Here is a 14,755-nt window from a genome sequence, read left to right as displayed (position 1 = left end):
GCCAGCGCCAGCGCATCGCAATCGCCCGCGCCGTCCTGCGCGATGCGCCGCTGCTGCTGCTCGATGAAGCCACCTCCGCGCTCGATGCCGAAAGCGAGACGCTGGTGCAGACCGCGCTGGAAGAGCTGATGCGCCACCGCACCACGCTGGTAATCGCGCATCGCCTCGCCACGGTGCTGTCCTGCGACCGCATCCTGGTGATGGATCAGGGCAGGATCGTCGAGCAGGGCACCCATGCCGAGCTCGTGGCGGTGAACGGGCTGTATGCGCGGCTGGCGAGGCTGCAGTTCGACGGGGCGTGAGGGGCTCAGAATGGTGCCTCGTTCGCCGTGTCATCGCCGTACGGCACGGGCGAGCGATCTAGGCCGTCTACCCGAAACCTGGTCGCGCGACGCGACGGTGTCGATGTCTGGTTTGCTCCTGGAACGACGCAGTTGTCGCCAATGAGCAGTGGCGTGATCGGCCCAAAGGCAGCCATTTCCGGACTCAGCCCAAATTCAAAGGTAGCGAGGCAGCAGGTCGCCAAGAGAAGATCTCAATGCGAATGCCGGTGGTGCAGATCGGGATAATGCGGGTGTTTATGCCGTAACGGCTTGTGCTCGTGCCAGTGGGGTTCATCGGAAGCTCCCGCGTGATCATGCCGGTGATGCTCGTCGTGAACATGCCCCGGCAATCAGCGCCGCGCCCGCATCCAATGAAGGGCCCTGACCTTCCCAGGACAGGGCTATCGCGCCGAGGACGATCGCAAGGCACCCGACAACAGGCGCCGATCGACGTTTTCGCGGAATACGCACCACGCAATCGCCTCGTCGCAAGACTCTCGACATTCAGCATCAATGAACCAGACGATGCCGGCGTTCGGCCAAGTCCGAGCATCAGCAATGCCGGACCCAGAATCCCGCCGAAGACAACGATGGCTATCAGCCATGGCACGTCGTGCCACCTTGGCGGAGCCTCCGGCACCGATAGCCCGATCCCGGTCCGTGCGACGTGGACCGCAGCAAGGCCAAGACCCGCACCGAACTAGAGCAGTCCCGCCAGCATCTGAGGATCGATGCCGGCGAGCAGTAGTTTCGAGAGGGGCGTTGCAGCACCGAACAGGAGGGCCGAACCAAGAGCCAACGGAACGCCAGGCAATTGAACAGACGATCGATCTCGCTGCATGTGCTTCGCCTTTCACGCGGTATCAATCCGCAGTGTATCTCGCGGTCAGGGAATGACCGTGCAAGCTTGCCGAAAAGACCACGATAGCCTTTGGCGACAGCTCCGTCTGAAGCTTTCCCGACATTATGTTGGGACTCGCCGGAGTGAGCGGAACGGTGACGGTCTTGCCGCCGTCCTGAATGGTTGCGCGACCCCGCATCTCCTTCGTCGGAAGTGGCGAACCATCATCGTCTCCAACATAAAAGACGATATCCGTCCTCCTGTGGACAAACTCGATCGGGTGTCCCTGTGATTTGACGACGGGGCCGCCGTTGCTGCCTTTCGCCTGTGCCGCGGCCAGGCTTGGCATGACAAGGTTCAGCATGGCCGCCATCACTGCCAGCATGGTGGGGAAAACGTATCTTCTCATTGGTAGCTCCTCGGGTGTTTGTGCGGACGTCAATAGGCTTCCGCGGTGGCGAACGTTGCGGCGTGTCCGGCGACCAGCCGCTCTAGCGGCTGTTTGCCGAACAATAGAAATAGGATCGGGGTCACAACCGTATCGAGGATCGTGGCGCTGAGCAGACCACCAAAGACCGTCACGGCCACGGGATGCAGGATTTCCCGGCCCGGCTCGTCTGCGCCGATCAAGAGCGGGGTGAGCGCCAGTCCCGCGCAAAGTGCAGTCATCAGAACAGGGCTAAGGCGCTCCATGCTGCCGCGAACGATCAGCCCGGTTCCGAAATGCTCGCCTTCATGAATGGCAAGATTGATGTAATGGGAGATCTTCAAGATGCCGTTGCGCGCCGAGATGCCGGCTAGAGTGATGAAGCCGACCATCGAGGCCACCGACAATGGTTGGCCAGCGATCTTCAAGGCAGCCACACTGCCGATCAGGGCGAGCGGTATGCCGCCCATGATGATCAGCGACAGCGCGGTTGATCGATAGCGGCTGTAGAGAACGGTGAAGATCATCGCCAGGGAACCCAGCGAGAGAATGCCGATGCGCCAGGACGCCTCCTGTTGCGCCTCAAACGCGCCTTCGAGGTTGGTGGTGTAGCCTTGCGGAAAATCGAGCTTCCGAATGGACTTTTGAATATCGGTGGCGATATCGGCGATGTCGCGGCGTCCGTCCCCGTTGCCGTAGACGACTATTCTGCGCTGGGTCCCCTCGCGCTGAATCTGGTTCGGTCCATCGGTCTCGATGACTTCAGCCAAAGCGCTCAGCGGCACGAATTCCAGGCCTGTCGGGATGAGCAGATTTTGTAGTCCCGTGGTCGAGCGGTCCTGCTCCGAAAGGCGCATCACGACGTCGAAACGGCGGTTGCCGTCGACGATCTGCGAGACCTTCCGTCCGTTGGACAGCGTATCGAGTGCCTGTGTGATCGCAGCCGGCGTCAGGCCATGAAGTGCGGTGCGGGCATGATCGATCTGGACCCGAACCTGGGGAATTAGCACCTGCTTCTCGACCTGGAGATCGACGAGCCCCGGGATCGTCGAAAGGCGCTGGCGCGACGTTTCAGCAAGGCGCCGCAACATCTCGATATCCTGCCCGAAGATCTTGAGCACGATCTGGGCACGAATACCCGACTGCAGATGATCCAGGCGGTGACTGATCGGCTGTCCAATCGCAACCGACGCCGGCAGCGCGGACAGGGCTTCCCGGATACTGGCGTAGATGTCCGCCTTCTGGCGTTTTGACGGAACGAGATCCACATCGATTTCGCTGAAGTGCACGCCTTCGGCGTGCTCATCGAGTTCCGCGCGACCGGTGCGGCGTCCGACCGACTTCACCTCAGGCACCCTTGCAAGCGATTGCTCCGCCAGCAGTCCAAGCCGCTGCGATTCCGCGAGCGAAATGCCCGGGTTGTATTGCAGCGAAAGCACGAGCGTCCCTTCGTTGAATGGCGGAAGGAAACTGCGGGGCATCTGGCTTGCGGCGTAGCCGGCGACCACGACCGCCGCCGCCACGGAGCCCAGCACCAGGCCCCGCCGTCCGAAAGCCCATCGAAGCGCCCGCCGATTCGCCTGCTTCAGCCTGGTGACGACAAAACTTTCGCGATCACCCGAATGGGTTCGTCCCGAAAGCAGATAGTAGGACAACACCGGCGTTACCGTGATCGACGTCAGCAGCGACGCAAGGATCGAGACCACATAAGCCACTCCGAGCGGCGTGAACAGCCGCCCTTCAATTCCCGGAAGTGCGAACAGTGGCACGAAGACGAGAACGATGATCGTCGTGGCGTAGACGATGCTGGAACGAACCTCCTGGCTTGCCCCGGAGATCACGTCCAGAACAGGACGCGGCGCGCTCGACGCGGCGTTCTCCCGCAGCCGCCGCAGGATGTTCTCAACGTCCACCACCGCATCGTCGACCAGCTCGCCGATGGCAATGGCGAGGCCGCCCAGCGTCATGGTGTTGATCGTGAGGCCGAAGGCGTGGAACACAAGGACCGTCGCGAGGATCGATATTGGAATGGCCGTCAGCGAAACGAACGCGGCGCGTCCGTTCATCAGGAAGACGACCAGGACCAATGCGACGACGACGGCGGCCTCGGCGAGAACGCGCTCGACATTGCTTATCGAGGTTTCGATGAAGGTGGCCTGACGGAATTGCACGTTTGTGACATTGATCCCCGAACGCATGGTGCGTTGCAGATTCCTCAGCGTGGCTTCGATGTTGCGCGTCAACGCCACCGTATCGGCCGCCGGCTGCTTCATGACGCTGACGATGACCGCCGGCTTGCCGTTATAGCCGGCGTCGCCGCGCTTGGTGCGCGCTGCGAAATCCACCGATGCCACCTGCTTGAGCAGGATCGGCTGCGCGTCGCGGCTGGCAACGACGGTGTTGCCGAGGTCCTCGATCCGTCTGGTGAGGCCGACATTGCGGATCAAATATTCGCGGCCATGCTGGTCAACAAAGCCACCGCCGCTGTTGGTGCCGAACTTTGCTGCGGCCTGCTCGATCTGATCGTGGGTGACGCTGAGCGCCTGCATCGTCGCAACGTTCGGGGTCACCCGGTACTGGCGGACCTCGCCGCCGATGGGAATCACCTGGGCGACGCCGGGAATGGCGAGGAGCTGCGGCCGGACGACGAAGTCCGCGATCTCGCGCACTTCCATGGGCGAAGCCGTGCCATCGCTGGTCAGGGCAATCAGCATGATCTCGCCCATGATCGACGTCACAGGGCCCATCTGGGGATTGACCGAAGACGGCAATTGCTCACGGATCAGCGCCAGCCGTTCCGAGACAAACTGCCGGGCGCGATAGACGTCGACGCCCCAGTCGAATTCCACATACACGACCGACAGGCCAACGCCGGAGACCGACCGCACCCGGATCACGCCAGGCATGCCGTTCATCGACGTCTCGATCGGAAACGTCACGAGCTGTTCGACTTCCTGGGGCGCCAGCCCCTCCGCCTCGGTCAGGATGTTGACGGTCGGACGATTGATGTCCGGCAAGACGTCGACCGAAATGGTCGGCAGGACGAAAAGGCCGTAGCCGACGAGCACGGCGGCAACCGCCAGCACGAACAGGCGATTGCGCAAGCTTGCCTGCACGATGAGCTTGAACATGGGCCGTCCCTACCGGATCTGGTTGATGAGGTCGGTACCGCGAACCACGATGCGTTCGCCCTGGTTGATACCGGCCGCCACGATCACGCGCGCCGCATCGACCGGCAGCACGCGAACCGGCCGCGGCTCGAAGCGTTCGGGCTCCTGGTGCAGCCAGACGATATTCTCGCCGCTGCCGCTGCGAACCACCGCATTGCGAGGGAAGATCAAGCCTGTAACCGCTGCGCCGCTCTGGACCATCACGCTCAGCGGCTGACCGATGTTGAGGCCTGTCGGCGGCTCCGGCATGGCAAACTGAACGACGGATGCATGCTGTCTCAGTGCCCGGCTCGTTCCAACGAAGGAGAGCGCAATCGGCTGGCCACTCGGTGCGGTGGCCGTCGCAGCTTCAGGCTCCTTCAAACCCAAGTCGTCATAGGCCAAGGCTTCGACCCACAGGCTCTTGGGATCGGCGATCTGGAACAGGACGTCCTGCGGCTGAATGACCTGGCCCGGCACGACTTTGGCCGAGGTGATGACGCCATCGGTCGATGCGCGCAACTCCTCGAACCCGGTGCGGGAATTTCGAACGGCTTCGCGGCGCGCCCGGAGCCCCTCCAATTCGCTTTCGAGGTCGTTGACCTGCCCTTGGGGCACCGCGCCCCGCTCGGCGAGCGGACGCAGGCGACGCAGCTTGTTTTCGGTGATCGCCGTCAACTGTTCGATCTCGCCGACCTTCTCGAGGATCGTAGTGCGGTCCGCAATCGGCAGATGCGGCTCGATCTGAATGAGCAGGTCGCCTTTGCTGACGGCCTGTCCGATCCGGGGTATGCCGCCGCCGCTCGGAACAACACGTCCCCCATAGACGCTTTGCACGAAGCTGCTGCGGTTGGGGTCGGCGATGACGCGACCGATCAGCGTGACGGCGGGACGAACAGTCTGCGGCTCGGTGGCGGCGGTCCGCACATCCAGCAGCCGCTGCGTCGGCTTGGCCGCGAAGACGGTGCCGTCTTGCAGGCGTCGCGGGGCATCGCTTGGGGCGGGGACATTCGGCGGATTTGCCTGCCTTGCGTTGATTCGGCTCTCGCCGAACGCGATGGCGGCGAGAATGACAAATGCGCCTGCCATCGTCGCTGAAACGGCCGCGGCCATGCTGAGACCACGCCGTCTCCAATAGCCAAACAGAAGGCCGAGCCCCACAGCGGCAAGTGCGGAGGCCACGCCGGCGGTTCGGCTTGAGAAGAGCCAGCCCTGCTCTTGCTGCAGCTCAGGGGGCGGGGCGGTGCCGGCACGTGTCGGCACCAGCGAATCCACCAGCAGGTCATTTCCCCTTGTGGCGTTGACCGAGAAAATGACTTCCACCGGTTCCGTCGGCGTGCCGTTCGGAACAACGGCAGTGTAAACGCCCTCGTCGGTTTTCGTAGCCGCGATCGCGGCGGAATCGCCGATCGTGACCTGCAAGACTGCGTCCGAGACGGGCTGGTTCGTGATGGGATCGTCTATGAAGACGGAAAGCTTGCCCTTTTTCAGAATGCCGACGATCTCGTAGAGTTCGGATCGCGCCGCAACCCTTGGGTAGGCTGACGACACGACGGACGCTTTTTCGGCGTCGCCGTGATCGTGCCCCTCATGGGCAATGGCCCCTGACAGGCCAACGAATATGGCTGCCAACCAAGCAAAGCCGGCCAGACCAAGACTGACGAGGCCAAGTTTTGTTTGGCCAACTCTTGCGGGCCGCCCTTGCGGGCAGCGCTGATTCCCCAACATGGAAAATTCCTTCAGACATGCGAAAAGTCGGCGGCCGAAGGGCCGCCCGGATTACGCGATGCTGAAGGTACTCGGTGGCCGGGTAAGTTCGTCGGGCCTGACGCCAACAATGGCTCGCGCAATCGGCAGCTCGACGGGGATCAGCACCTGGAAAGGGCTGAGCAGGGTCGTGAACTGCGGTGACGCAATCGAAGCGCCGAAAATGTTCCAAGCCAAGCTTGGAGCATCCTCGTCGTCATCGTGATCCGACCCGTCATGCACGTGGCCTTCGGTGCCGTCACCTCCGTGGGAGTGCACGTGACCCGCCAACTGATCGTGGAAATGCAGGGAACCGCTCAACGTGACGGAAGGCGCCGGCAATGCACCAATTGCCGCCTTCGCCTGCGAGATCGAAATCAGGGTCACCTGAAGCAGGAACGCCAATATCGCCACGAACATGGATGCTCTGGCGAGTTGAGGAAGACGTTGAAAAAGGCCTCGCTTCACAACAAGAATCTAGGTGTTCCTGGGCGCGCTTTCAAGCCGACGTTCCGTGCTTAGGGGCGTTACGTCAAAGCGTCATCCCCGTTCGCACCAAAATGCTCCCCTTGCGCCCGACGAATCAAGCGCAGCTCTGCTGCTGGCGGCGTAAGCCGTTGATTTCGCTATCGCCGGCTACTGTGCATGGGGTTGTTTTCGCAGATTCGGGTTGCAGCACGGACGATGACCGCGCGTCAGTCTAGGGACACTTCGGCGACAGCGCCGGCACGTTCGGCCAAGGCCAGTTCTTCCAGCTGCCGTCCTCGCCGACGCAGGCCGGCGGGGCAGGGTCGCTCGACGGCGCAGACGCATGCGTCGTCTCGCGCGCTGCGAAGCGCTGGTCGACATAGGCCGTCGACACATATCCGGCGATGATGACGCCAAGAAAGACCGAGGAACCCTGGGCGAGATCGCGCAGCTTCATCGATCGTCTCCGTCCGCTTGTCATCGTTGCTCTCGCACCAACGACTAGAACACGTCCCCGGATCCAAACGTGACCCGCCTCGCGCCCGCTAGAATCACGCCCGCCACGCCATCTTCAGCACCGGCCGGCCCGAGGTCGGATTCACGTCGTCGCCCGCGTGAGCAAAGCCATTGCGCTCGTAGAAGCGAATGGCGCGGGAATTGTCCTTGTTGACGAGCAGCGTGATGCCTGATGGCGACAGGCGTTTCGCTTCGTCGACCAGCAGCCGGGCCGCGTCCGAACCCCAGCGATCCGGATCGACCACGAGCTGGTCGAGATAGCCGTCGCCGTCGATGGTGACGAAGCCGGTCAGCGCGCCGTCCTGCTCGGCGACGACGATCGAGGCGTTGGGTACCAGGTCCTTCAGCCAGCGCTCGCGCCACCATTCGAGCCGCGCCGCGAAGTCGATCTGCGGATAGGCCTGCTGCCAGGTGCGATGCCAGAGGTCGATCGCGGCGGCTTCGTCGGAGGCCGCGTAGGGGCGGAGGTGGAGGGCGCTCACTACCGCTCCGTCAGCTTCAGCTCGATGCGGCGATTGCGCTTGTAGGCTTCCTCGGTGTTGCCGGGATCGAGCGGCTGGAATTCGCCGAAGCCGGCCGCGACAAGGCGCTGGGCGGGCACGCCGAGCGAGACCAGATATTGCACCACCGAGATCGAGCGTGCCGCCGACAGGTCCCAGTTCGACTTGAAGTTCGCACCGCTCACCGGGCGCACATCGGTGTGGCCGTCGACCCGCAGCACCCAGGGGATCTCGTTCGGGATCTTCTTGTCGAGCTCGATCAGCGCGGTCGCCAATGTGTCGAGCTCGGCGCGGCCCTCGGGCAGGAGCGTCGCCTGGCCGGTGTCGAAGAACACTTCGGACTGGAACACGAAGCGGTCGCCGACGATGCGGATGTCGGGCCGGTTGCCGAGGATGGTGCGCAGCCGGCCGAAGAACTCCGAGCGGTAGCGCGACAATTCCTGCACGCGCTGCGCCAATGCGACGTTCAGGCGAGAACCGAGATCGGCGATCCGGTTCTGCGATTCCTTGTCGCGCTTCTCGCTGGCATCGAGCGCCTCTTCCAGCGCCGCCAGCTGCCGGCGCAAGGCGCTGATCTGCTGGTTCAGCACCTCGATCTGTGCCAGCGCCCTTGCCGAGACCGCCTTCTCCGAATCCAGCGCCTTGCCGAGCTCGGAGGTCTTGCCTTGCGCGTCATTGCCGGCGGCGGCCAGGCCGTCATAAAGGCCCTTGATGCGGTCGCGCTCGGTCTCGGCCGAGGCGAGGCCGGCCTTCAGTTGCGAGACCTGGTCGTCGAGCGTGAGCTTGCCGAGCTTTTCCAGTGACAACAGCTCGTTGAGCTGCGCGATCTTGGCATTGAGTTGCTCCAGCGCCTTGTCCTTGCCGGTGACCTCCTGCGACAGGAAGAACTGCACCACCAGGAACACCGACAGCAGGAATACGATCGACAGCACCAGCGTCGACAGTGCGTCGACGAAACCGGGCCAGTAGTTGAAGGCGCCGTCGCTGCGGCGGCCGCGCGCTAGAGCCATTTAGTTCTCCGCTTCTTCTCTCGTGTCCCGGACGTAGCTAGCAGCGTGCAACGCTGATACGCAGAGCCGGGACTCATATTGTTCCCTGACGCTGGGCCCCGGCTCAGCGATGCATTACTGCGTGCTGCATCGCGTCCGGGGCACGATACCGTCTCAACTCTTTTCCGGTTGGCGGGCGATGCGCTCCAGCAGGCGCCGGATCTCGCGGTTCTGCTCGCCCTGGCCGTCGGCCCATTCGCGGATCATCTGCTGCTCGGTGCGCATGTGTGAAACCAGGGCCTGGATGGCTTCGGCAAGACTTGCCATTGCCGCCGTGGTGCCGCGGCTGGCGCTGCCTTCCTCGAGCACGGAGCGTAAGCGTTCGACCGCGGCCTGGAGCTCGCCGCTGGCGACCCCGCCGCCGCCGGAAGCGACCGCGACTTCGCCGCTGCCATATTCCCGCACCGTGGTGGCGAGCCAGTCTTCCAGGTCGGTGTAGAAGCGGTTCTGCGCCTGGCTCGATTGCAAATCGAGGAAGCCGAGGATCAGCGAACCGGCGAGGCCGAACAGGGAGCTCGAGAACGAGATGCCCATGCCGCCGAGCGGGGCGGCAAGGCCCTCCTTCAGCGTGTCGAACAATGCGCCGGAATCGCCGCCGACCTTGAGCCCGTCGATCACCTTGCCGACCGAACCGACCGTTTCGATCAGGCCCCAGAAGGTGCCGAGCAGGCCGAGGAAGACCAGCAGGCCGGTCATGTAGCGCGAGATGTCGCGGGCTTCATCCAGGCGGGTCGCGATCGAATCGAGCAGGTGCCGCATGGTGGTCTGGGTGATCGACATCCGCCCGGAGCGCTCGCCACCGAGGATCGCCGCCATCGGCGCCAGCAGTTTCGGGTGCCGCGCCGGCGCCAGGCCGGGATCGGCAACGCGGAAATTGTTGACCCAGGACACCTCAGGGTAGAGCCGGATGACCTGGCGGAAGGCCAGGATGATGCCGATGAACAGCACGCCGCCGATCAGGGCATTGAGCCCGGGATTGGCGAAGAAGGCCTGGATGATCTGCTTGTAGAGCACCACGCTGACCAGCGTGCACAGCACCAGGAAGACCAGCATCCGCACCAGAAAGACGCTGGGTGAGGACAGTTTAGTGTACTCGATATCCATGGTGGAGCGGGAAGTGCCAGGCGGCATGGCCGGAATCATCCATTACGAAAGCTTGCTTGCGTGCGTACTATGGCACAGCGCCGGCCCAAAAAAAGCGCCGGATGCGCCGATTTCGGGGGTGGTTCGGGGAACCCGGAGCGGAAGCGGCGCTTTGATAGCCAGGTATCTGCAGAAGTTCGCCATTCGGGGGGCGCATGAGCGTCGTTTCCGCGATCATCGGGACTGCCGAACGCGTGCCGCTGCCAGACGTGGTGATCCGCGCCGCGATCCAACGGCTGTGCTCCCGCAGCGCAACCCGCCTCGCCGCGCATGATGCGGCCGCCGATGCCGCCTTCGCCGGTCGGATGATGCTGCGGCCGATCGCCGAGGGTGCCCCGGCCGGGTTTGGCGAGGTGCCTGCTTCGTTCTTCGCCGACATGCTCGGCCCCAGCCGCAAATATTCCTGCTGCTTCTACAAGACCGATGCGACCACCCAGCAGGAGGCGGAGGAGGAGGCGCTGCGACAGACCGTCGAGCATGCCGGTCTCGCCGACGGCCAGACCATCCTCGAGCTCGGCTGTGGCTGGGGCTCGCTGTCGCTGTGGATGGCGCGGCAGTTTCCGCACGCTGAGGTGACGGCGGTGTCGACCTCGCAGGTCCACCGCGCCCATATCGAGGAGCAGGCGCAGCGGCGCGGCTTGCTGAACCTGCGTGTGGTCACCGCGGACATGAACGTGTTCGCGCCCGACGGCCAATTCGATCGCATCGTCTCGGTCGAGATGTTCGAGCGGATGATGAACTGGCGCAAGCTGATGACGCGCCTGCGGTCATGGCTCGCGCCGGAGGGCCGCTTCTTCATGCAAATCGTCACCCATCGCTCCGGCTCGCAGCTGTACGACCGGCTCGATCGCGACGACTGGATCGCGCAGCACGTCTTTGCGGGCGGGCTGATGCCGAGCCATCACCTCGTCAGGCAATTCGACGACATCTTCACCGTCGAGAAGGAATGGTGCTGGAGCGGCACGCATTATCAGCGCACCGCGAACGACTGGCTCGCCAATTTCGATACGCATCGCGACACCATCGAGGCGTCGTTGCGCAAGGCCTTTGGCGAACAGACCTGCCAGTGGATGCGGCGTTTGCGCTGGTACCTGCTCGCGACATCGGGCCTGTTCGGCTATGCCGATGGGACCGAATGGGGCGTCAGCCAATACCGGATGAAAAGCGCCGGACCGGATTGACCTTGAAAGAACTCGTTAAGCGTCTTTCGTTGCGCGGACGGCACAGGCCGGGTATTTCTTCGAGCAAACACGTTTCGATTGTTGTCTGATTGTTTCTGCTCACCTAAGGGTCGCAGACGTCCTTCGTGAACCACACGACAAGAAATCTGCACCCTCGAACGGTGTGGACCCAATTGGAATAGTGCATGCGCGAATGCATCCGGGCTGCGACGATCCGACGACAAGATGAAGACCAGCTCAACAGGAATCAGCTTCGGACCAGACTATTTCCCCTCAGCACCCGAATATTTCGCTTGCTCCTGGCCAGCCTGTCGGCGGCGGCGCTGACGGCCGCCGCAACAGGATCGGCCTCGGCCCAGGCCAACTGGACCGGCGCGACCAGCAATGACTGGATGGTGGGGAGTAACTGGACGACCGGAGCCCCGCCCACTCCAGGTCAAACCATCAACATTGGTGTCGTGGGAGCGCCGCCGATCAGAGAGACGGTCCTCGGCCTCGGCGGCCCCGTCAGCGTCTCGGTGGGGACTACGAACATTGGCAACAGCGGCGCAACGGCCGGCAATCTGACGATCCAGAACGGCAGCACGCTAACTAGCACTGCCTCAACCCGGATCGGGATTTCGGCCGGAAGTACGGGAATCGCGACCGTCACCGGACCGGGGTCGCGATGGAATATCCCCAGCGGTACATTTTTTGTCGGCTTTCTCGGCGCCGGCACGCTCAACATTCAAAACGGCGCGCAAGTCGTTACGGGGGTGGGCACGGTCCTGGGCAGCGGCGCTCCGTCTTCCGGCACCCTCAACATCAGTAGCGGTGGCATGCTGGAAACTCAGTCCTTGCGGGGTGGAGCCGGCGCGAGCCAGGCCAACTTCGACAATGCTATCCTGCGGGCAAACGCCAGCAACGCGACCTTCATCAACGGATTTTCGGGCACCAAGCTCAACATTCTCGGGGGCGGGCTGACGATCGACGCCGGTGCATTCACGATTGGCACCGATGCGACATCCGCCTTCACGGGTGTCGGTGGACTGACCAAGATCGGCACCGGCACGCTGAACCTGGCGGCCTCCAGCGCATACACCGGCCAGACCGTGATCCAGGCGGGCATCCTGGCGCTCACCGGCGCGGGCGCCATCAGTAACTCGAGCCGCGTCGTCGCGAACGGGACGTTTGATATTTCAGGCTTGGCCGCCGCCGGCACCAGCATTCAGAGCCTCGCTGGCAGCGGCGCCGTGACCCTGGGCGCGAAGAACCTGACGATCACCAACGCCAACGACACGTTCGCCGGGGTGATTGGCGGCACGGGCGGCGTGACCGTGACTGACGGCACCCAGACGCTGTCGGGTGCGAATGCTTACACCGGCGCGACCAATGTGAACGGCGGCACTCTGCGCGCCGGAGCCGCGAATGCATTCAGCACTGCTTCGGCTTTCAACGTGGCCTCCGGCGGCGCGCTCGATCTTGCCGGCTTCAATCAAACGCTCGCTTCGCTCGACAATGCCGGCACCGTCACCCTCGGCGGTGCGCCGGGAACGACGCTGACCGTGGCCGGAAATTATGTCGGCAATGGCGGCACCGTGCAGCTCAACAGCCGGCTCGGCGGCGACGGCTCTCAGACCGATCTGTTACGGGTGCAGGGAAGCACGTCCGGCTCGTCGTCGCTGCGCGTCACCAATGTCGGCGGCGCCGGCGCGCAGACCGTCGAAGGCATCAAGGTGATCGATGTGGTCGGCGCGTCCAACGGCAGCTTTTCGCTCTTGGGCAGCTACGTGTTTCACGGCGAGCAGGCGGTGGTCGGCGGCGCCTATGCCTATACGTTGCAGAAGAACGGCATCGCCACTCCCGGCGACGGCGATTGGTATCTACGCTCGAGCCTGATCAATCCGCCGGTTTCGGTACCTCCCGGTCCGCTCTATCAGCCGGGTGTTCCGCTGTACGAGAACTATGCACAGGTGCTGCTAGGCTTGAACGAATTGCCGACGCTGCAGCAGCGCGTCGGCAACCGCTATTGGGGCGGCAGCGATGCAATGGCGCGCGCCGGTGTCGCGCCGGTATCTGGGGCTGCTTCGCCAGCGCCCACGGCGTTCTGGGGTCGCATCGAAGGCGGGCATTCCGACTTGCAACCCTCCAACACCACGGGGTCCACGTACAAAGCCGACCACTTGAAAGTGCAGACGGGACTCGATGGCCTTGTGCTGGAGAACGAGCGGGGTCGGCTGCTTGTCGGTCTCACGGCGCAATATGGCCTGACCACCGCCAATGTTGCTTCGTTCTTCGGCAATGGTCGTATCCGCGTCGAGGGAACGGGTGTGGGTAGCACGGTGACGTGGTATGGCGACAACGGCTTCTATGTCGACGGTCAGGCGCAGTCGATGTTCTACCGCAGCGATCTGTCCTCCGTGTTGGCCGGCAGCCTGACGCACGGCAATGAAGGGTTCGGCCATGCCTTCAGTGCTGAAACCGGCAAGCGGATCGGCTTCGGCAACGGCTGGTCGCTGACGCCGCAGGCGCAGCTTGCCTATTCGAAGGTCGTTTTCGACGGCTTTGCCGATCGGTTCGGCGCGCCCGTATCGTTGCGTGATGGTGACAGCCTGCTCGGCCGCGCCGGTCTTGCGCTCAACCATCAGAGGACCTGGAACGACGGCACGGGTATCGTGCGGTCCGATGTCTACGGGATCGCCAATCTGAGATACGAGTTCCTCAACGGCACCACCGTCGATGTCGCGGGCACCAGCTTCGCCAATGCGCAAGATCGGCTGTGGGGCAGCATCGGCGGCGGCGGCACCTACAGCTGGGCTAACGGACGCTACGCAATCTTCGGCGAGGTCTCCTACAATGCGAGTCTCAACAACGGCTCCGACAACCGCAACTACAAGGGCACCGGGGGCTTCCGCTTGACCTGGTGACGCATGCGCTTGCAGCGGAACGTTTGCCACGATGGAACCAAGCACGACGGTGGGGCCGCAGATGGTTCAAGTTGATTAACGGCCTCGTTGCGCTGTTCCGTCGCAGCACGCAGCGATGGAACCCCGATTCACGATCAAGTGACACGGCAAAAGCCGTCTGAACTCAATGTCATACGCTGTGTGACAATGAGCCGCCCGCGTCATGCGTTGCATCGCAGCAGATGCATTCTATTTTGGCGGCGTCAGCCGCGTGCAAAACGGCCCAGAACGGGCCTCGCGCGGAGCATGATCAGTTTCAACAATATCGGGGCACCCCACTTCATGTCAGGACTTCGTGCGCGATCGGCATGCGTTGCAATGATGCTCGCGGCCCTGGCGCCGCTGCTCGCGGGCTGTGACGAATCCAGCTCCGCCGTGTCCGCCGCTCCGCCGGCCCACCCTGACGTCAGCATCGTGATCGTCAAGCCGCAGTCACGCGCCGTGGTGCGCGAGCTGCCGGGCCGCAT

10 protein-coding genes and 1 pseudogene are annotated in these 14,755 nt (G+C 63.4%); 3 read left to right on the top strand and 8 right to left on the bottom strand.

Annotation, left to right across the window (positions count from 1 at the left end; genetic code table 11):
* Positions 1 to 302, top strand: a pseudogene (locus MOV74_RS15225) (ABC transporter); the annotation flags it as partial.
* Between the two features lie 884 nt (positions 303 to 1,186).
* On the opposite strand, the gene MOV74_RS15215 reads toward MOV74_RS15225, so the two are convergent.
* The 8 genes from MOV74_RS15215 to MOV74_RS15180 all read right to left on the bottom strand — a co-directional run bounded on the left by MOV74_RS15215 (position 1,187) and on the right by MOV74_RS15180 (position 10,150).
* Positions 1,187 to 1,573: a hypothetical protein gene (locus MOV74_RS15215; protein ID WP_246923519.1), complete on the bottom strand. Its 387-nt coding sequence runs from the start codon at positions 1,571 to 1,573 to the stop codon at positions 1,187 to 1,189.
* A gap of 29 nt (positions 1,574 to 1,602) precedes the next feature.
* On the bottom strand, positions 1,603 to 4,722 hold the full coding sequence (locus MOV74_RS15210; RefSeq protein WP_246923515.1) for an efflux RND transporter permease subunit: 3,120 nt from the start codon (positions 4,720 to 4,722) through the stop codon (positions 1,603 to 1,605).
* Positions 4,723 to 4,731: 9 nt separating this feature from the next.
* Positions 4,732 to 6,468, bottom strand: a complete 1,737-nt coding sequence (locus MOV74_RS15205) for an efflux RND transporter periplasmic adaptor subunit (RefSeq protein ID WP_246923511.1) — start codon at positions 6,466 to 6,468, stop codon at positions 4,732 to 4,734.
* A 51-nt stretch (positions 6,469 to 6,519) separates the two neighbouring features.
* A complete protein-coding gene (locus MOV74_RS15200; RefSeq protein WP_246923508.1) occupies positions 6,520 to 6,906 on the bottom strand; it encodes a hypothetical protein in 387 nt (128 codons plus the stop codon).
* A gap of 280 nt (positions 6,907 to 7,186) precedes the next feature.
* A complete protein-coding gene (locus MOV74_RS15195) occupies positions 7,187 to 7,411 on the bottom strand; it encodes a hypothetical protein (protein WP_246923503.1) in 225 nt (74 codons plus the stop codon).
* A 94-nt stretch (positions 7,412 to 7,505) separates the two neighbouring features.
* A complete protein-coding gene (locus tag MOV74_RS15190) occupies positions 7,506 to 7,952 on the bottom strand; it encodes a GNAT family N-acetyltransferase (RefSeq protein ID WP_246923499.1) in 447 nt (148 codons plus the stop codon).
* Positions 7,952 to 8,980: a peptidoglycan -binding protein gene (locus MOV74_RS15185; protein WP_246923495.1), complete on the bottom strand. Its 1,029-nt coding sequence runs from the start codon at positions 8,978 to 8,980 to the stop codon at positions 7,952 to 7,954. Before MOV74_RS15185 ends, MOV74_RS15190 begins: the two co-directional genes overlap by 1 nt.
* A 153-nt stretch (positions 8,981 to 9,133) precedes the next feature.
* Positions 9,134 to 10,150 carry a flagellar motor protein MotA gene (locus MOV74_RS15180; protein WP_246923491.1) on the bottom strand — a complete coding sequence of 339 codons (1,017 nt, stop codon included), beginning with the start codon at positions 10,148 to 10,150 and terminating at the stop codon, positions 9,134 to 9,136.
* A gap of 167 nt (positions 10,151 to 10,317) precedes the next feature.
* On the opposite strand from MOV74_RS15180, the gene MOV74_RS15175 reads away from it, so the two are divergent.
* Both MOV74_RS15175 and MOV74_RS15170 read left to right on the top strand, forming a co-directional pair.
* Complete coding sequence (locus MOV74_RS15175) at positions 10,318 to 11,343, top strand: cyclopropane-fatty-acyl-phospholipid synthase family protein (protein WP_246923487.1); 1,026 nt, start codon at positions 10,318 to 10,320, stop codon at positions 11,341 to 11,343.
* 293 nt (positions 11,344 to 11,636) lie between these two features.
* On the top strand, positions 11,637 to 14,249 hold the full coding sequence (locus MOV74_RS15170) for an autotransporter outer membrane beta-barrel domain-containing protein (RefSeq protein ID WP_246923482.1): 2,613 nt from the start codon (positions 11,637 to 11,639) through the stop codon (positions 14,247 to 14,249).
* Positions 14,250 to 14,755: the final 506 nt, after the last annotated feature.

Source organism: Bradyrhizobium sp. SHOUNA76 (assembly GCF_023006445.1).
GTDB lineage: Bacteria > Pseudomonadota > Alphaproteobacteria > Rhizobiales > Xanthobacteraceae > Bradyrhizobium.
The sequence above is the reverse complement of the archived record's forward strand: the minus strand, read 5'-3'. Positions and strand labels throughout refer to the sequence as shown.